A 17667-nucleotide genomic window follows, 5' to 3' on the forward strand; every position below is an offset into this window, starting at 1 on the left:
ATGCGAGCGCGGTTGCGGCTCAGGCGCGGCCCTTCGATGGTGAATCGGCCTGCGGAGTCGCCAGAGAAGGCCGTATCCATCCGGCTCGCGCGATCACCGTGTTCATGGACCCAGGCTGCCTCGGCGTAGGGGGCCACCCAGCCACCTGTGGTGTCGAAGGTCTGGTCGAAACGTACGCCCGCCTGGCTGCGGAGGGAGTATTCGCTTTCGCTGTCGACATCGAGATTGGCGGCTCCCGCGCCGGATTCGCTGAAGCTGCTGCGGCGCAGATACTCGTAGTCGAGGCCGCCAAAGGGGGTCACCCGCGCGACGTCCGTGACTTCGAAGACATAGCCCACTTCGATGCCGGTCCCGATGCCTCGGGCCGAGTAGTCGGCGGTGGCGGTCTCGTTCAGCGTGGCAACAGAGCGTTCGGAATCCGCCCGGTGGTATCCGACGCCCAGACTGCCGCGTGCGTACAGGGCATCCTGCTGCCAGCCACCGTAACCGGCCAGATGGAACGAATCGACGTCAAGGTCTCCGCTTGCGGTGGAGGCACGGTTGCGGGTGTATCCCATGGCCGCGCCGACGAAGACGTTGTCCGAGACCGGCGTATCGAACCCGACACTGATCCCCCCGAAATCGTAATCGGCTCCGGAGGCATTGGACGTGTCGTCGATGTCGCCTCGACCCCCCTCGGCGGTCACCCACCAACCGCGGTTGGGACCCGATTCACCCTCCACGAGGTCGCGTGCCTGCCCGGCGGAGGCCAGCTGCAGGCCCATCAATTGATCGAGGCTTGCCATTTCGCCGAACGCCGGGCCACTCGAGCGACCCGACATGCGGCCATTGAGGCCGGAGCGGAAGCGCTGGGCACCGCGCAGACCGATCTGTTGAACATGCGTATGTTCGACGCCGGACAGGTCATCCAGCGCGGCGCGTGCCTGATCTTCGTCCATCGACAAGATCGCGCTGGTGATGGTGTTGGCGCCCTGATCTTTGACTTGCGTATCCAGGGCAGTGCCGACCGCCCGCTGGTTGGGCGTGCGGGCGACGTCCCCAAGATCGGCCACCTGGGTGAGGGTGAGGAATACCGCGTCCTCGCCGTATTCCAGGGAAGGGGACAGGAAGGCGAAATCGTCGGTCACTTCGGAGAACTCGCCCTGCACCTCCTGTTCCGCGCTGAGGATGTTGTAGGTGGTCTCCGGTGCATAGGTCGATCCGTCATCGGTGCCGCTCTCCGATGTCACGTGGAGGGAAGCATCCTCGGAAATGACAATGTTTCCCTCGACCGTGACGAAGTCGTTGTTCACACCGGCCTCGTCACCACCGTCATTGACCTCTACCCGGTAGACCGATCCCCCGGCAAATTCAAGATCACCGTTGCCCACGGCGAGGCTTCCGATCGAATTACCCGGGGCCAGCATGCCCTCGACCACGGTGTCCCCGCTGACCACACCGTCGCCTCGCAGCACCCCGCCGGTGCCGACACGGATAACGTCATCGCTGGACATGAAGCCATTGACAACCGCTTCTGCAGAAGACCCCTCGTTCCGTGCAATCCAGATTCCGCTGCCGGCCTGGACTTCTGCGTCGTCGCCCACATGCAGCAGGGCATCGCCATTCAAGCCTACGGTCAGTTCGTTCGATACTGACCAACTGCTGTTTCCCCCTGACAGGCGTACCTCGCCTACGCCCCCTTCGTTGAAGCCAATCCAGCCTGAATTACTGTTAACGGCGCCACCATCCTGGATATCCAGCTCGGCCTCGCCCTCGCTTCCGATGCGGATGCTGCTAGCGGCGCTCCATCTGGAGCCAGTTCCGGCCACACTCACTGAGGCCGAGGATCCGGACTGAACGCCGGCAAAGCTTAGGCCATCGCTCTCGACGCTTCCCCCTTCTGTAATTTGGAGTTCGGCTTTGCCGGAGCGGCCGATTCGGAGGGTGTCGGTGTTCCACGACGAGCCTTCTCCGCTGACCGTTACCGAACCTGAGGAGCCATCTTCCCGTGCTACGTGACTTTCTTCCTGCACGGTTACGCTGCCGCCAGACTCGATGACCATCGAGCCTACGCCTTCCTGGCTGACGGCAAGCATATCGGTTTCCATCTCTGAATCATCTCCCGTCACGATGATCGTGCCGGTACCCGTCTCTTGAGTCCCAATGATCGTGGTGGCTTCGCCGTCATCGTCGTTTACTTCTACGGTGGCGCCGTCCTCTATGCGCATTTCTGCGCTGCCAAGCTGTCCTACTGACAGTGCTTCAGTTTCCCAGCGGGCGCCATCTTTAACCGTCACTTCGGCGCTCCCCGCTTGGCCTAAAAATGAGGAGGCGAAAACACTCTCCTCCGCGGTTACCTCGCCGTCACCCTGTACCGTCACGGTGGCTTCGCCTTGCCTCCCGACTGTCAGCTCTCCTGCGTTGGTCCACTCCCCTTCAACAGTGACCTCTGCTTCGGAGCCGTCCTCCAGGGCAAGGATGGCGAAGCCGTCATTCGTGAACGTGGCGCCACTTTCGACCTCCAGGCGCGCCAGTTTTCCTTCGCCGAATCCTGCCCCGAGGCCATCGACGTTTAGCTCGCCTTCGCTTTCAATCGTCACCGTTCCGTAGCCCTGGGTTTCTTCGAACACCGAAGTCCCGATCCGCAAGGCTTGTTCGGTTTCCAGCGTGCCTTCAACCTGGAGAGTCGTGTCCTCGTGGCCGGCAACGCCAACGGTGTCGGCCACCGCATTTTCTCCAGAGTCGGGTATGTGAACCTCGTCGGCATCGGTCAGGAGGTCAACATAGGTCTCGTTGTCCGGAACAGCCTCCGGATCCCAGTTTTCCTCAGTAAACCAATCATCATCGGTTGCTCCGGTCCAGACGGTGGTTTCCTCGTTTGCCCAAACGCCGCCGCTACCGATCACCAGGACCGCTGGTGCAATTACGCCTGCTGCGAACGACTGCCGAGGCAATGGGTTCGACCGCTGCACAGCAGTTTGAATGGCACGATGTACGGGATTACGGCGGAAAGAGGGCATCAGGGTTCTCCTTGCGAAAGCGATGGCTTGGGCAATGGTTCCGGGACCCCTCGCGGGGCGTTGCGCCTCAAGATGCCAATGGCACTGGCAGCATGCCCCCTTCAAATAGACGGGGAACACGAAAGATTCGGTGTGGAGAGCGGGGGCTAGCGGCTGTAGGACGTTGAGTAGCGATCGGTGAAGTCGCAGCGGCCTTCGGGGAGCCAGGCGGGGATAGCGTAGTAGTCGGCCAGGACCTCGCTCAGCACCTGCTCGTGGTAGGCGTCATAGCGAAAGCCGTGCCCCTCGGCGATCTCCCAGTCGATCCCGCGGATCGCCTGGCGGCGGACCACGACCTCGTCGAAGAAGGGTTCCAGGTCGTCGGGGTCGACCTCGCCGCGGGTCGCAACGTAGAGCAGGTTGGCGCCGTCCAGGGCGCGGAAGTCGGTCAGCAGATCGTCCTGGCGGCCGTAGTGCGAGCCGGAGCCGAACACCCCGACGTCGCGTCCGGCGTAGTAGGCAAGGACCGCGGAGCGTGAATAGCTGCGCGTGAACACGTGCCAGTCCGGCTCGTATTCGTTCACGGCCGCGGCCACGGATTCCGGGGCGAGGTAGTAGACCGCATCGGCGTAACGGTCGTGGTTCTCGAGCCATTCCACGGGCATCAGCGCGATCATCAGGAGCACCACCGCATGTACGCCGGCCAGGAGGGCCGAGAGCCAGGCGCTGACGTTGAGCGCGCGGGTGCTCAGGAACAGGGCGGGCAGCAGCAGGAAGGGCACGAACACCGCCAGCCAGTGCAGGCCGATGCTCTTGAACGGCGCCAGCAGGGCGAACACCGCGAGCGGGATCAGCCCGGCGCTCAGGAAGACCCCGAAGCGATGTTCACGGATGCCGGGCCCCAGTACGCGGAACTCGCGGGCGATGAACCACAGCAGCCAGGGGGTGAACACATAGACCAGCATCGCCGCGTAGGCGAGCAGGTTGGTCAGGTCGATCCCGTCGCCGCCATGCCGGTTCACGATGTTGAACATCACGTTGTACCAGCAGTTGTCCCAGTTCCAGTACAGGTTCAGGGCCACCGCCGGCACCACGCCGAGGATGATCAACAGCAGTCCGCGCCAGTGGCGCGGCGCGAACAGCAGGATGTGCAGCCCCAGCGCGATCCCGAGCAGCACCGCGAAGTACTTCGACAGGAAGGCCAGCCCCAGCGCGATCCCGGCCAGCAGGAACCAGCCCGGACGCCCGGTGCGCAGCGCGTGCCAGGTCAGGCCGGTGGCCAGCAGGCCGAACAGGAGCAGCGGCGTGTCCGTGGCGGTCAGCACCGCGATGAACAGCAGCGGCATGAACAGGGCGATCAGCGAGACCAGACGCGCCCGGACCGGGTCCTGCCGGTGCCACAGTGCAAGGATCAGCAGGGCGGGGGCCATGGATACGGCGATCCCCAGTGACCGGATCGCGAGCGGGTGGTCCGAGATCGCGAGCACCAGGCTCAGCCACCAGCCGACCATCGGGGGGTGGTCGTAGTAGCCGAGATCGGGATTCTGCCCCCAGATCAGGAAGTACGCCTCGTCGCCCGTGATCGGCAGGGTCCAGGCGATCAGGATCTTGGCGGCCAGGGCGGTCAGCAGCGCCGCACCGTAGTGGCGCGCGAGCCAGGGCGCGCCGGGAGGCAGCCGATCTGCACTCATGCCGACGACGTGCCCGTCTGGACCGGCTCGAACCGGCCGCCCCGCAGCCGATAACCCGTGGTCACCATCTGCAGCATGGGCTCGTCCCCCGCGGTGTCGCCATAGGCGGCGTAGAGATCCACAGGGGTATCCGGATCGAAGCGCCCCAGCCAGCTGGCGATCGCGGCGGGCTTGGCCGCGCCCTGGCAGTTGGTTCCGTCCAGATGCCCGCTGACGCGGCCGTGCTCGTCGACCGCCAGGCGCGAGCAGATCACGTCGGCCAGGCCATGGCGCTCGGCCCAGGGCTGCAGCCACAGATCCAGCGAGGCCGAGACCAGCACGCAGGTGTCGCCGGCCGCCTGATGGTGTTGCAGGCGTTCCATGCCGGCCGGTCGCAGCAGGCGGTCCAGCACGCGATCCGCGAAGGCATGGCCCCGGGCCTGCAGATCGTCCAGGGATGCGCCGCCGATCATCCGCTGGAGCACGGCCTCCTTGGCGACCTGGTTGGCGATGCGCCCGCGCGCGAAGCCCGCCAGTGTCGGCAGGCACCCGGGCAGGGACGCGAGAAAGCGCGGCGTACCCAGCGTGAAGCGCAGGAACGGGAACAGGCTGTCGCGTCGGGTCAGGGTCCCGTCGAAGTCGAACAGCACGATGCGTTGCGGAGCCGTCATTACAGCTTCAGGCGTTTGAACAGGTACTCGGGGATCAGGCGGATCACGGTCATGATGCCCCACCAGATCCAGGGCAGGTAGGCGACATCGCGGCCGCGGCGCATGGCCTTGACGATCCCGCGCGCGACCGTCTCGGGCTCTGCCCACAGCGCGCCGGCGCGATTGAAGCCCTCGGTCATCGGGGTGCGCACGAAACCCGGCTTGATCGTGACCACATCCACGCCGCTGAAGAACAGCCGGTTGCGCAGCCCCTGGAGATAGGTGGCCAGCATGCCCTTGGCGGTGCCGTAGACGTAGTTGCTCTGGCGCCCGCGGTCGCCGGCGACCGACCCGATGGCGGCGATCACGCCACGGCCGCGCTGTTCGAAGTCGGGCGCTATATGGGCCAGGAAGGCGATGGCGCTGGTGCCGTTCACATGGATTGCCTCCAGCGTGGTCGCGACCGACGCGTTGCACGCGTCCTGATCCGGCAGCGTGCCCCAGGCCAGCAGCACCGCATCAATGTTGTCGCCCAGCGCCTCCTGGGCCTGTGTCCACACGTCCGCGTGGGCGTCGACGTCCGCCAGGTCGGCCGTTGCGCCGAGGATGCGCGTGCAGGAGGCATCGTCGCCGCGTACGCGCAGATCCTGCAGCAGGGGCTCCAGCCGCTCGCCGTCGCGCGCGACCAGGAAGAGCCGGGCCCCGTGCTCGGCGAGTTCGCGCGCGACGGCGGTGGCGATCGCCGAGGTGGCGCCGAGGATCACGACGGATTGCAAACGGTTCATTTGGTTACCCTGCGCCAGAAGCCGGAGGAGAATTCGGGGTCGACAAAGCTAGCGAACTCCTCCCAGCGGGGAAAGCCGCTGCGGAACAGGTCGGGTGACATGCGCGCATCCTTGGCCGGGTACAGCGCGCCGCCGGCCTCCTGCACGATGTGGTCCAGGCGCCGGAACAGGTGCTCGGTCTCGTTGCCGCGTTCGGGGAAGTCCAGCGCCAGGGTCGCCCCAGGACGGGGGAATGACAGCATGCCCGGCCCCGCGCGATCCCCGAAGCGCTTGAGCACGGCGAGGAACGAGCCCTGGCCGCTGGCGGCCACGGCGTCGAGCAACGCCTGCATGCCGTCCTTTTGCGCATGCGGGGGCAGCACGCACTGGTACTGGTAAAAGCCCTTGTACCCGTAGATGCGGTTCCAGTGGCGGATCGCGTCCAGCGGAAAAAGCCAGGGCAGGTGATGGACGGCGCGGGCGGTCGGGTGTACGGATTGGCGGTAATAGAGCTGGTTGAACAGCCGCAGGGTCACCCGGTTCACCAGTGAAACCGGCGGGTCCAGCGGTATGGCACGGCGGGGCTCCCGGTATTGGCTGCGCGCCGGTGCGGTGGTGGCGTGGCGCGCCCCGCTGTAGATGCCGCGCCCGACCTCGCCGCGCGGGCCCGGGTTCAGGCAGTCGATCCAGGCGACGGTGTAGGGCCATTCGCGCTCGGCCCGGGCGTCCAGCTCCCAGAACTCGTCCAGGCTGTCGAAGCGCTGCGACCACGCGCGCATCCAGGGCGTGCGTACGGGCACGAGCTGCAGCGTGACCGTCTCGATCAGGCCCGTCAGCCCGAGCCCGCCGACGGTCGCGGCGAACCAGTCCGGGGTGTCGTCGGGGGTCACCTCGAGGCATTCGCCGTTCGAGCGGCGCAGGGTCATGGCGCGGACGTGCTCGCCGAAGCTGCCGGCATGGTGGTGGTTCTTGCCGTGCACGTCGTTGGCCACCGCGCCCCCGAGCGTTACAAAGCGCGTGCCGGGTACCACCGGCACGAACCAGCCGCGCGGGACCGCGAAGCGCAGCAAGTCGTCCAGGGTCAGGCCGGCCTCGGCGGTAATGCGGCCCGTGTCCGGGTCGAAGGCGATGAAGCGGTCGAGGTCGCGGGTATGCAGCAGGCTCCCGCCGGGATTCAGGCAGACGTCGCCGTAGCTGCGGCCGAGGCCGTAGGCCAGCAGTGGGTGTGAAGCCCCGGGCAGGGGCTGGCCGCGCCGGTTCAGCGTGACCTCGGCGGCGTGCGCGACACGCGGGATGCGGTTCCAGCTCGTGGTCATGCCGTGGCCTCCGGTTGTTCGCGGCCGCGAGCCTCGGGGTTGGTGCCCAGGGCCATCAGGCCCAGGATGACCGCGAACCACAGGGTGGTGAAGCGGATCAGCATGGTGGCGGCGACCGCATCGGCCGCGGGCATGTCGTGCAGCAGCAACAGGCCGACCATCACGGCCTCGGTCCCGCCGAGCCCGCCGGGCAGGAAGCTCAGCGCGCCGGCCAGCATCGCCAGCGCAAACACGAATGCGGCGAAGGCAAAGCTGGCCTCGAAGCCCATTGCGTTGAGGATCCACCAGAAGGCGAGCGCCTCCGCGCTCCAGGCGACCACACTCAGAATGGTCGCCCCGGCCAGCAGGGTGGGGCGGTGGCAGCGCCGGGCCTGCAGCAGGATAGTCGCCAGGTGATGAACGGTCCGCCACAGGCGCTGGCCGGGCCGGTCCGTCCACGTCTGCAGTCGTGCGAGTGGTCGGCGCCACGACAGGATGACCAGCGCGAGCGCCACCGCACTGGCCCCGGCGAGGATCAGCCAGCCACCCTGGGCCACCAGGGTGAAGCCCAGCATCGACAGCAGCACGACCGCGATCAGATCGGACAGACGCTCGCTGACGAAGGCCGCGAAGCTGTCGGTATAGGGAACATGGCGTCGCTTCAGCAATACGCCGCGCAGGGCCTCGCCGGCCTTTCCGGGTGTGGTGGTCAGGGCAAAGCCCGCCAGGTAGATGTGGGCGCTCCTGCGCAGGGGCACGTGGTGACCCAGCCGGCGCAGATAGAGCTGCCAGCGTGTGAAACGCAGCGAGTAGTTCACCAATGAGAGCGACAGGGCCAGCAGCAGGCCCCCGATCCCCACCAGCGCGAGGGCATGCCAGACCTCGGCGGCCCCCGCCCACAGCGCAACCCCGAGATACAGCACAACGGCCGCGATGACGGATAGCATCACGGCCCGCATGCGCCAGCCGGACAGCAGGACCGCACTCATGCGAGTACGGCGATGGTGACGCCCAGCCAGACGGCAACCGTTGCGAGCAGGTGCGGGTCGGTGACCAGGTCGCGCGAGGTGTCGTTGCCGCCACCACGGGCGTGCAGCAGGAACAGGTAGCGGAAGATGCCGTAGATCACGAACGGCAGCGTGTAGATCAGTCCATCCGTGCCGTGCAGGTCGATCGTCTGGGCACTGACCGTGTAGAGCCCGTACGACAGGACTGTGCAGGCCGCGCTGATCGCGATGAACTGGTCCACCAGGCCCACGCTGTAGTCATTGAGTACGCGGCGCGGGCCTTCCCGTTCGGGAGAGCGCTCGATTGCGGTATCCGCCAGTTCCGCGCGGCGCTTGGCGAAGCCGAGAAACAGTGTGAGCATCAGGCCGCACAGCAGCAGCCACTGCGAGGGCTCGATCCCGAGCCCGAGCGTGCCGGCCAGGATGCGCAGCATGAAGCCCGCCGAGATGCTGAACACATCCAGGATGACGACATGCTTCAGCCACCAGGAGTAGGCGACGTTCAGCACCAGGTAGGCAAGCACTAGGGCGGTCACGCCGGTGCTGACCATGGCCGCCAGTATGAGGGCGACCACCACCAGTGTGGCGAAGATCGCCCAGGCCGTCCCGACCGGGATTGCCCCGCTGGCGATGGGCCGGTTGCACTTGACCGGGTGTTGGCGGTCGGCCTCGACATCGACGATGTCGTTCAGCACATACACCGCACTCGCAATCGCACAGAAGGCGATAAAGGCGACCCCCGCGGCCAGCAGCATCGCCGGTTCCCACTCGTGGGCGAATACGACGCCCAGCAGGACAAACCCGTTCTTGATGTACTGGTGCGGCCGCAGCAGTTTGATCAGTGGCTGAAGCATCGAGGGGTTCCGGGGCATTTGCTCTGGGAAACACGGACCAACGCGAGTGGGTACATGGGTCGGCGAGTCCGTGAAGTCTACTGGGGCCAGGGATGCGTTACCATCGGCGGCGTTTGCCGCGAACGACCGACCGTTCACGGCGCGCATTGTTTCACAGCCCTGGAGGAACCCCCATGAACCGACTGTCCGCACTCCTGCTCGCCGCGCTAGTGGCGACTTCCACTCTGTTCCTCGCGGCTTGCGATGGCGGTGCCAACGCCTCGGCCGACGAAGTGGCCGAAGGCGAGGCCTTCCCCGAGCGCACGCTGAATGACCAGCACGGCAACCCGCTGCAGATCCCGGGTGATGCGCGCGTGATCCTCAAGACGGTGGAGATGGCCCCGGCCGATATCGCCAACGCCGTGCTCGGCGAGATGACCGAGGAAGAGCGCAACGAGATCGGTGTGATCTACATCGCGGATATCCACCAGATGCCGCCGCACGTGATGGAGAACGTCGTGCTGCCGCGCATGCAGGCACGTGAATATCCGACGGTGGTGACCCAGTCCGAACAGGACGCGGGCTTCATGCCGCACACACCGGAAGAGGTCACCGTGATCCTGCTGGACGGTGACGGCACCGTTACCGGTATTCATAGCGCCGCGAACGAGGACCGGCTGAAGGAGTTGCTCGAACAGGCGGGTGAATAAGCCCCTGAAGCGGCGAGCGCCGGTTTCGCGGCGGCGTCGCTGATGGCCTTTTTCCTCGGACTCCTGACGGCGCTCGGGTTTGGCGCTGGGGATTTCTTTGGTGGCCTGGCCTCGCGCCGAATCCCCGCGCTCGTGGTGGCCTGCTATTCGCAGTTCCTGGCCACCGGCGCGCTGCTGCTGATCGCCGTTCCGCTTGCGGGGCTGCCGGGCCCGCAGGCGTTGATCTGGGGGGGTGCCTCCGGGCTGGCGCTGGCGCTGGGCCTTCTCGCCTATTATCGCGGGCTGGCCGAGGGCTCGATGGGCCTGGTGGCGGCGATTACTGGTGTGATCTCCGCTCTGGTGCCGCTGGGGGTGGGCCTGGCCCTTGGTGAGCGGCCGGGTGTGCTGGCGCTGGTCGGCATTGCCGCCATCGTGGTGGCCATCGGCATGATCTCGGGCGGGGCGCGCAAGGCCAGCCCGCGGCGTCTGGATCAACCCGTTCGTGGCCTGATTGCGCTGGCGCGGGGTGAGCATCCGGTCAAGGGGCTGCTGGACGCCGTGATCGCCGGGGTCTGCTTCGGCCTGGTCTTCGTGTTTCTCGATCAGGCCCAGGCCGGATCACCGTTGTGGCCCGTGGTGGCCACCTCGGCGGTCGGGGCCCTGACGCTTGCCCTTGTCATGCTGGTCTTGCGGCCCGAACGCGGGATGAGCCGCTCCACCTTCGTGCTGCTGGCGCTGGCGGGGCTGTTCCAGGCGGCAGCGACCCTGGCCTTTGTCGTGGCCGTACGCATGGGACTGCTGTCGATCATTGCGGTGGCCGGGGCGCTGTCGCCCGCGCCGACCGCGCTGATGGCCCGCCTGTTTCAGGCCGAGCGTATGTCGCGTGTGCAACTGGCAGGCTTCGTGTTCGCCCTGCTCGGGATCGTGCTGATCGTCTGGGCGGGTCCAGCGTAGGGGGGCTTGCGCCTGTCACTGGGTCAGTAGCAGAAGTGCTAGTCTCGGCGAACAGGCTCGCAATGAGCATGACCATGCCGACAGGAGGTGCAAGGTGAGCGAAGGAACACGACCGGAAGTCGAACCGAGCGATGTGAGCCGCCCCGTGCCGGGTCCGCGCAAGGAGCGCACGATGGTGACTGTGGTGTACGTACTGTATCTGGTCAGCTTTCTGACCGCGCTCACCGCGATCGCCGGTTTGATTATTGCTTACATCAAGCGCAACGACGGGGACGCGGTCAGCGACACGCATTTTACCTACCAGATTCGTACATTCTGGATTGGCTTGCTCGGCGTGATCGTAGGGGCTGTTTTGACCCCGATCGGTATTGGATTCCTGGTCTTGCTGTTCATGATCGTCTGGCTTTTGGTGCGTTGCATCAAGGGTCTGCTGGCGAATAACGAAGACCGGTCGATCGAGCAGCCGGAGACCTGGCTGTGGTGACATTGGTTAGTGATGCTCAGGAATTGTCTCGTGTTTGAGACGTAGTGTCCCCGTATCATACGGTCGGGGATTTTAAATGCATCACAAAAAGGGCCGCTCTCGAGCGGCCCTTTTTATTTTCGGGCGAATCTGGTTTCGGGAATATTAATGCCCTTCATTAAAATAAATTGTAAGTCTTTTTGGTGGTTAATTTCGCGCTCCTTGTTTAATGTTGCGATCGTTCTTTTCCCCTATATTCCGGCAGAGACAACGCTGAACTTCCAGCGATGGGTCGGTTGCGTCGAACCGGCAAGTAAATCTGGATCTGAACAATAGGGACGGGCATGGCCGGATCGCGAAGGTTGAATGGTTCCTTTTTGCGGTCGGTGGATGGCGGGACTTTCCTGCCCCGGGGGGATTCCGACGAATCGCGTTATGCACTGCAGCGCGCCTGTGCGACTGCGATGGTGCGCGAGGTGGCATGGGTAGACGGTGGCGGCGGCGCGGGGGAATCGATGCCGAGCTTCTCCGATGCCTGGACGCTGTGGCGCGTCCCGGGGCGGGGTGGGGTAACGGAGGGGACACTCAGCAAGGTGCGTGTTGGGCTTGTCGACCTGGGCAGCCCCATCCCGAACTGGGTGACCGAGTTTGTACACACTCATCAGCATGTGAAGTGGATCGCGCTCGTTCACCCGGATCTATTACTGCGCGACGACGTTCGCGAGCTGATCCGGGAGTCCTGTTACGACTTTCATACCCTGCCATTCGACCAGGCGCGCCTTGAAATCACGCTGGGACGGGCATGCGGCATGGCGGCGCTGGAAGCGCGGCCCACTCGTCCCAATCAGGATGCCGAGTCGGACCATATTCCCATCGTTGGGCATAGCCCGGCGATGCAGGGACTGGCCCGCCAGATCGAGCGCGTCGCGGGCTCCGAGGCACCGGTGCTCTTTCAGGGCGAGAGCGGCACCGGCAAGGAACTGGCTGCGCTGGCGGTGCACCGACATTCACGAAGGGCGAACGGGCCTTTTGTGGCAGTGAACTGCGGGGCATTGCCGGCGCAGCTGATCCAGTCGGAACTGTTTGGCCACGAGGCAGGCGCCTTTACCGGGGCGGGTCGACGCAAGATCGGGCAGTTCGAGCTGGCGCATGGCGGCACGCTGCTGCTGGACGAGATTGGCGATCTCAGCCTGGAGCTACAGGTCAATCTGCTGCGTTTCCTGCAAGAGGGAACGCTGGTGCGGCTCGGCGGGTTGCAGCCCATCAAGGTGGATGTGCGCGTGCTCGCGGCGACCCATGTCGCGCTGGACGAGGCCGTCGAGCGCGGTCGTTTCCGCGAGGACCTCTACTACCGCCTGAATGTCATCCAGCTGGATGTGCCCCCGTTGCGAGAGCGGGGCACGGATCTGAAAGAACTCGCGCGCTTCTATTTCGAGCAGTTCCGCAGCCAGAACCCTCGGCTGCGCGGCTTTACCCAGGCCGCGTGGCAGGCGATGTATGCCCATGCCTGGCCCGGAAACGTACGCGAGCTGGTGAACCGGGTGCGGCGGGCGGTGACGATGGCGGAGGGACGCCTGATTCGGCCGGAGGATCTGGGACTGGCCGCTTCGGGCAATGCCGAGAAGCCGCAAACGCTGGCCCAGGCGCGCTCGACCGCCGAACGGGAATTGCTGATCAAGGTGCTGGGCCAGTGCGACAACAATGTCTCGCGGGCCGCGCGCCAGTTGGGGGTGGGCCGGATGACGCTCTACCGCCTGCTCGACAAGTACGGGCTGCGTTCCAATGCGCCCTGAATCTTGTGACGGGGAAGAGAGTGGCCCTTGCGTAACAGTTCGGCCCCTGGGGCCATGGAGAACGACGGTGGACAAGCGATGGGTCAGGAGAAGTGGGTTGGGGATCGTACCGTTTTGTATCGGGCTGGCCGGGCCGGCCGTGGGCCAGGAGGCTCGCGAGGCGGTCGGGGACGCCCCGGTGGATTCGGGCCCCGAGGTGACGGTCTTCGAGGAACGTGGTGTGCTCACACCGAAGGGGCAGTGGGTAGTGGAGCCGTCGTTGTCGTACGTGCACAGCAGTTCGCTGGATGTGTCGATCGAGGGGTTCACCATCATCCCGGCCCTGGCGATCGGGCTGATTGATGTCAGCGAGACGGAGCGCGACACGCTGACCGCGGCGGTGAGCTTTCGCTATGGCCTGACCGAGCGGCTGGAGGTCGGGATGAAGATCCCGTATGTCTACCGCGAGCAGCAGGTGCGCCGGCGCGACATCCTCGAGGCGACCGCGCTGGAGCGTGTGACGGGCTCCACCGGGCAGGGACTGGGCGATATCGAGTTCGGCGTGTCTTACCAGTTCAACATGGCGGATCGAGGTCGGCCGTTCTTTATTGGCAACCTCAAGGCGAAGAGCACGACTGGTAAGGGGCCCTTCGATGTCGCCCGCCGCGAGATCCTGGACGATGAGAACAATCGCCTGGGCGAGATCTTCCTCGAGCAGCCCACCGGCTCCGGGTTCTGGAGCATCCAGCCCAGCGTGACGATGATCTATCCGACCGACCCGGCCGTGATCTTTGCGAACGTCAGCTATCTCTGGAACATCGAGCGCGATGTGGGCGATGGCTATGGCAAGGTCAATCCCGGCGACGCGGTCGGCATGAGCCTGGGGATGGCCATCAGCCTGAACGACCGCACCTCGATGAGCTTTGGCTACGACCACAGCACGGTATTCCGCACGCGGGTGGAGAACGAAAGCGGGCTGGAGCCCGTGTTCGGGCGGCGCCAGGTGGGGACCGTACTGTGGGGGATCTCGCACCGGCTGACGGACCGCACCAGTGTGAATTTCTCGCTTGGTGTCGGGGCGACCGAGGCCGCACCGGATGTGCAGGCCACGCTGCGGGTGCCGATCCGTTTTTGAGGGGCGTTGCCGTGGCGGAGGGTTCAGAAGCCTCCGCCACGCTCGAGCATGTGCTGTTCCAGTGCCCGACCCAGGTCCCCGCGCGGCATCTGCAGATTGCCCAGCTCCAGTTGCAGGATGGTCTGGTGGCGGATGTCCTGTCCGTCGAGTTCGTTCTGGATCGCAGTGACCCAGCCCATGCCCGAGGTCCAGCTTTCCGCCGGCATCGCGCCCCCGGTCTGGATGACGACCGAACGCAGGTCGGTGCCGGGCCAGTGGGAGCCGCTGGTGATATCGCTCAGGGGGCGCAGGGTGGAGTGGTTGATCACTTCGCCATTGAGTGACGTGATCTGTTCCAGCCCGATCGAGATCTCCAGACCATCGCGCCCGAAGAAGCCGCCGCGCTGGGCCTCCAGTACCGAATCCGGTACTACGCGCTCGTCGCCGAGGGGGGGCAGGACATCCAGGGCATGAGCCGTTGTAGCCCATGTCGCGCTGGCCAGGATGACGCCCAGGATGCAGCAGGGCAGGCGTTTCATCATGGCGCTCACCAGTCGCTCGCGCGGGGCAGATGCAGGGTGAAGCTCGCCAGGTCGCTGCGCACGACACCCGACTCGATCGGCGCGCGGGTCACGGCGGCCCAGGTTTCGGAGGCATTGAAGCGATGCCGGGCGAGGTCCACGTCCTCGCGAATGATGAACAGGATGTCGTTGACCCAGATCTGCTGGAACTCGTTACGGGTGTAGCTGTTGACCCCGAGAGCCGGATCTCCCACCAGTACCCGTCCGCCTTCGAGCCCCTTGATTACCACGAAGTGGCGATAGCCCCGAGTCTCGATCATCGCGATCGCCGGCACCCCGAGATTGTCGAGGTCATCCAGCCCGATGCGAAAGCCGTCGGCGGGCATGCCCTGTTCGGCCTCCAGGTAGTGCTTCATGTCGAGCATGGAGAAGCCCTGTTCGCGGATCAGGTCTTGGTCGCCGCGTCGGAACATGCTGTCGAAGGTCTCGACCTCTGTGGTGGGGCGGTCGTAGTGGTACGTGAGCAGCGTAGCCAGGGCGGCGGAGCCGCAGCTGAAGTCGTATCGCTGCGGGACGATGGAGCGAAAGCGCAGGTCTTTCAGGCTCTCCACCGGCACGTTCATGCTGCCGATCATGCCGGGGAACTGGGCCCCGCCGGCCCATGCGGACAGGGCAGGCGAAAGCATCAGCGCGGTGGTTATGACTACGCAGAGGAACCAACGGCGGATGGGCATTGGTGATTCCTCAGGGGTTGATCGTGATGTTCACGATCATCGATTCCTGTATGGCGACGTTGTTGCCGCTGTTCTGAATGACCGTGGAGATCCCGCGGGCATTGTCGAAGGCCCCGGCCGCCACGAAGTTCTTGCCGGTGGTGGAGTTCACGGCGTGGTTGTTCGCGAGGTCAATGCGCGAGTGGATCTGACCGAGCTGAATATTGGTCACGCCCTGGCGTGCCCGTTGCGCGTCCAGTGTGGCCAGATCGACCACCTCATAGGCGTCGGGAGCCGAGCCGAACAGCAGTGCATCGCCGGCCGACGGGACTTCGGCATGGGCGATGGCTGTCACCAGCAGCATGCCGGCGGACAGAAAGGCAGCAGAACCGATGCCGCCCCGGTGGGCTGACGGATTACACATGACCGGACCCTCTTGCATGGCAGGGAGAATGCGGCGGGGATGGCCCCCGCCGCACACCGTTCCGACAGCGCGTGTCGGTTAGTTGCCCAGGTTCAGGTGCGCCTGCACCGAGACCTGCTGCTGGGTCAGGCTGTTTGCGCCGCTGTTCTGCGACACCTGGGTAATCCCCGCCGGGGCTACGAAGGAATCCGAGCCGATGTAGTTGTGGCTCTCCTGGTTGGCACGACCGGCGATGTCGACGTAGTTCCCGGTCACAGTACCCGACAGTTCGTTCTGGCTGACCACGGCGTTCACCTGCAGCGACGTGTTGAAGCTGTCAGTTGCGGTGTAGTTGCCGGAATCCATGATGGCCGAGCTGTTGTCGGAGTTGTCGCTCTGATCACGGGTCACCGAGGCAGTGGAACCGTTGTTGGCGGCTGCACTGTTGTCGTCCGCGTGGGCCATGCTGTTGTCGGAGTTGTCGTTGCCCGAGTCGGAGATGTTCAGGCTGTTGTCGGAGCTGTCATTCCCGGAGTCGGAGACATTCGTGCTGTTATCGGAGCTGTCATTGCCCGAATCCGAGACATTCAGGCTGTTGTCCGAATTGTCGTTCCCCGAATCCGAGACTGTGGTGTTGCCGGAGTCGGAGATCGCGGTGCTGTTGTCGGAGCTGTCGTTGCCCGAGTCGGAGATGCTCGTGCTGTTGTCGGAGCTGTCATTGCCCGAGTCCGAGATCGCGGTGCTGTTGTCCGAGCTGTTCGACAGGTCGGAGTCATTGATTGCGAACGCCTGGGAATACTCGTTCGCCGAGGCGCCGCCGCCATCGGCCGAGGAGGTGGCGGTGGCGGTCTGATCACCGACTTCGCCTTCGGCGGTATTGGTCGGGTTGGCCAGGGCCAGGCCCGAGCTCAGGCCGAAGGCCAGGGCGATAGCGGAAGCAATCAGGGTCTTTTTGAAGTTCATGGCTTTGTCTCCATTGGCTAGCCAGCAATAGACGGTTGTCGTAGCCCCGGTGCACGTGGCCCGTGCTACGCAACAACCCAACTAGCAGGACTTGGGCCAGCGGACGGTTTGTCCGGGAGAACAATGACTTATAGAGTCAAGGGATATCGCGATCGGACCCAATCTGCGCCATCCGCGATACAGTGCGTGCGCTCGGGCGCGGCCATTCGAGGTTGAACCTATTGAAATCACGAGGGAATCGGGTTTCGCGTGAGTGACTCAACGAGGAGACACCGGGTACCCCAGCTACGGTTGCCGCGGGCTGACTTGCAGGGACGAGGAGGGTGGGTGGTGGTCGGGAAGAAGGCCGTTGCAGCGCATCGGGAGATGCAGAGGGGGGCGCCTGGCCAGGCGGATGCAGCGAGATTGTGGGGCTGCCTGGCAGCCCCATTGATGCGGACTTAGCGTTCCAGATGCTTCAGCTTGCCCTCGACGCCGTCCCACTCCTCGGCGTCTTCCGGCGGATCCTTGCGCGCGGTGATCACCGGCCAGGTGCGCGAGAGCTCGGCGTTCAGCTCGATAAACTGGAGCTGGTCTTCCGGGACATCATCCTCCGGCACAATCGCCTCGGCCGGGCACTCCGGCTCGCAGAGCGTGCAGTCGATGCACTCGTCAGGGTCGATCGCGAGGAAGTTGGGGCCTTCGTGGAAGCAGTCGACCGGGCAGACCTCGACGCAATCGGTGTACTTGCACTTGATGCAGTTCTCGAGAACGATGAACGCCATTGGTTTCTCCCTGAAATCAGTTAATTGCGGTCCCGCCTTCCGGTGGTCTGGCGAGCGCCGCCGCGCGTGCCCCCGGGGCCTGCGCATGGGCTGCAGCGCGCATTGTAACGTCAG

17 protein-coding genes are annotated in these 17667 nt (G+C 65.0%); 5 read left to right on the forward strand and 12 right to left on the reverse strand.

Annotated features, from left to right (window positions below):
* The 7 genes from F468_RS14165 to F468_RS0107305 form a co-directional block, all read right to left on the reverse strand.
* On the reverse strand, positions 1–2999 hold a 2999-nt coding region (locus F468_RS14165), incomplete at its 3' end, for an autotransporter outer membrane beta-barrel domain-containing protein (RefSeq protein ID WP_231373174.1).
* 146 nt (positions 3000–3145) lie between these two features.
* The gene (locus F468_RS0107280; RefSeq protein ID WP_018994854.1) at positions 3146–4669 is read right to left on the reverse strand and encodes a glycosyltransferase family 39 protein; all 1524 of its coding nucleotides are present in this window, start codon (positions 4667–4669) and stop codon (positions 3146–3148) included.
* Positions 4666–5319, reverse strand: a complete 654-nt coding sequence (locus F468_RS0107285) for an HAD family hydrolase (protein ID WP_018994855.1) — start codon at positions 5317–5319, stop codon at positions 4666–4668. The genes F468_RS0107280 and F468_RS0107285 overlap by 4 nt, the downstream gene beginning before the upstream one ends.
* On the reverse strand, positions 5319–6083 hold the full coding sequence (locus F468_RS0107290) for an SDR family oxidoreductase (protein WP_018994856.1): 765 nt from the start codon (positions 6081–6083) through the stop codon (positions 5319–5321). The genes F468_RS0107285 and F468_RS0107290 overlap by 1 nt, the downstream gene beginning before the upstream one ends.
* Entirely contained in the window at positions 6080–7378 is a 1299-nt protein-coding gene (locus F468_RS0107295) for an FAD-binding oxidoreductase (RefSeq protein WP_018994857.1), read from the reverse strand. The genes F468_RS0107290 and F468_RS0107295 overlap by 4 nt, the downstream gene beginning before the upstream one ends.
* Positions 7375–8346: a lysylphosphatidylglycerol synthase transmembrane domain-containing protein gene (locus F468_RS0107300; protein WP_018994858.1), complete on the reverse strand. Its 972-nt coding sequence runs from the start codon at positions 8344–8346 to the stop codon at positions 7375–7377. Before F468_RS0107300 ends, F468_RS0107295 begins: the two co-directional genes overlap by 4 nt.
* Complete coding sequence (locus tag F468_RS0107305) at positions 8343–9218, reverse strand: decaprenyl-phosphate phosphoribosyltransferase (RefSeq protein ID WP_018137685.1); 876 nt, start codon at positions 9216–9218, stop codon at positions 8343–8345. Before F468_RS0107305 ends, F468_RS0107300 begins: the two co-directional genes overlap by 4 nt.
* 173 nt (positions 9219–9391) lie before the next feature.
* Between F468_RS0107305 and F468_RS0107310 the strand changes: the two genes are divergently transcribed.
* From F468_RS0107310 to F468_RS0107330, 5 genes are all read left to right on the forward strand, one after another.
* On the forward strand, positions 9392–9907 hold the full coding sequence (locus F468_RS0107310) for a hypothetical protein (protein WP_018137686.1): 516 nt from the start codon (positions 9392–9394) through the stop codon (positions 9905–9907).
* Between the two features lie 42 nt (positions 9908–9949).
* Positions 9950–10840, forward strand: a complete 891-nt coding sequence (locus F468_RS0107315; protein ID WP_012982424.1) for a DMT family transporter — start codon at positions 9950–9952, stop codon at positions 10838–10840.
* Between the two features lie 94 nt (positions 10841–10934).
* Positions 10935–11324 (forward strand): DUF4870 domain-containing protein, encoded by a 390-nt coding sequence (locus F468_RS0107320; RefSeq protein WP_018174522.1) that lies wholly within the window; start codon positions 10935–10937, stop codon positions 11322–11324.
* A 341-nt stretch (positions 11325–11665) separates the two neighbouring features.
* Positions 11666–13096 (forward strand): sigma-54 dependent transcriptional regulator, encoded by a 1431-nt coding sequence (locus F468_RS0107325; RefSeq protein ID WP_018994859.1) that lies wholly within the window; start codon positions 11666–11668, stop codon positions 13094–13096.
* A gap of 97 nt (positions 13097–13193) precedes the next feature.
* Complete coding sequence (locus F468_RS0107330; protein ID WP_018875331.1) at positions 13194–14210, forward strand: transporter; 1017 nt, start codon at positions 13194–13196, stop codon at positions 14208–14210.
* Between the two features lie 23 nt (positions 14211–14233).
* Here the strand turns inward: F468_RS0107330 and F468_RS0107335 are convergent, their stop codons facing one another.
* The 5 genes from F468_RS0107335 to fdxA form a co-directional block, all read right to left on the reverse strand.
* Positions 14234–14740, reverse strand: a complete 507-nt coding sequence (locus tag F468_RS0107335) for a hypothetical protein (RefSeq protein ID WP_018137690.1) — start codon at positions 14738–14740, stop codon at positions 14234–14236.
* Complete coding sequence (locus tag F468_RS0107340; protein WP_012982429.1) at positions 14737–15444, reverse strand: C39 family peptidase; 708 nt, start codon at positions 15442–15444, stop codon at positions 14737–14739. Before F468_RS0107340 ends, F468_RS0107335 begins: the two co-directional genes overlap by 4 nt.
* Before the next feature lie 10 nt (positions 15445–15454).
* Entirely contained in the window at positions 15455–15787 is a 333-nt protein-coding gene (locus F468_RS0107345; protein WP_018137692.1) for a hypothetical protein, read from the reverse strand.
* Positions 15788–15925: 138 nt separating this feature from the next.
* Positions 15926–16789, reverse strand: coding sequence for a hypothetical protein (locus F468_RS0107350; RefSeq protein WP_018994860.1), 864 nt, complete (start codon positions 16787–16789; stop codon positions 15926–15928).
* Positions 16790–17229: 440 nt separating this feature from the next.
* Positions 17230–17553 carry a ferredoxin FdxA gene (gene fdxA / locus F468_RS0107355; RefSeq protein ID WP_012982432.1) on the reverse strand — a complete coding sequence of 108 codons (324 nt, stop codon included), beginning with the start codon at positions 17551–17553 and terminating at the stop codon, positions 17230–17232.
* Positions 17554–17667 lie beyond the last annotated feature (114 nt).

The sequence above is a fragment of the Thioalkalivibrio sp. ALJ2 genome (assembly GCF_000378325.1).
Taxonomy (GTDB): Bacteria; Pseudomonadota; Gammaproteobacteria; order Ectothiorhodospirales; family Ectothiorhodospiraceae; genus Thioalkalivibrio.

What these genes read in the sequence shown, in the direction of transcription:
- F468_RS0107290 (WP_018994856.1), bottom strand. Translation starts at nt 6,083, where the DNA reads ATGAACCGTTTGCAATCCGTCGTGATCCTCGGCGCCACCTCGGCGATC.
- F468_RS0107315 (WP_012982424.1), top strand. Translation starts at nt 9,950, where the DNA reads ATGGCCTTTTTCCTCGGACTCCTGACGGCGCTCGGGTTTGGCGCTGGG.
- F468_RS0107350 (WP_018994860.1), bottom strand. Translation starts at nt 16,789, where the DNA reads ATGAACTTCAAAAAGACCCTGATTGCTTCCGCTATCGCCCTGGCCTTC.
- F468_RS0107295 (WP_018994857.1), bottom strand. Translation starts at nt 7,378, where the DNA reads ATGACCACGAGCTGGAACCGCATCCCGCGTGTCGCGCACGCCGCCGAG.
- F468_RS0107300 (WP_018994858.1), bottom strand. Translation starts at nt 8,346, where the DNA reads ATGAGTGCGGTCCTGCTGTCCGGCTGGCGCATGCGGGCCGTGATGCTA.
- F468_RS0107285 (WP_018994855.1), bottom strand. Translation starts at nt 5,319, where the DNA reads ATGACGGCTCCGCAACGCATCGTGCTGTTCGACTTCGACGGGACCCTG.
- F468_RS0107310 (WP_018137686.1), top strand. Translation starts at nt 9,392, where the DNA reads ATGAACCGACTGTCCGCACTCCTGCTCGCCGCGCTAGTGGCGACTTCC.
- F468_RS0107340 (WP_012982429.1), bottom strand. Translation starts at nt 15,444, where the DNA reads ATGCCCATCCGCCGTTGGTTCCTCTGCGTAGTCATAACCACCGCGCTG.
- F468_RS0107280 (WP_018994854.1), bottom strand. Translation starts at nt 4,669, where the DNA reads ATGAGTGCAGATCGGCTGCCTCCCGGCGCGCCCTGGCTCGCGCGCCAC.
- F468_RS0107305 (WP_018137685.1), bottom strand. Translation starts at nt 9,218, where the DNA reads ATGCTTCAGCCACTGATCAAACTGCTGCGGCCGCACCAGTACATCAAG.
- fdxA (WP_012982432.1), bottom strand. Translation starts at nt 17,553, where the DNA reads ATGGCGTTCATCGTTCTCGAGAACTGCATCAAGTGCAAGTACACCGAT.
- F468_RS0107345 (WP_018137692.1), bottom strand. Translation starts at nt 15,787, where the DNA reads ATGCTGCTGGTGACAGCCATCGCCCATGCCGAAGTCCCGTCGGCCGGC.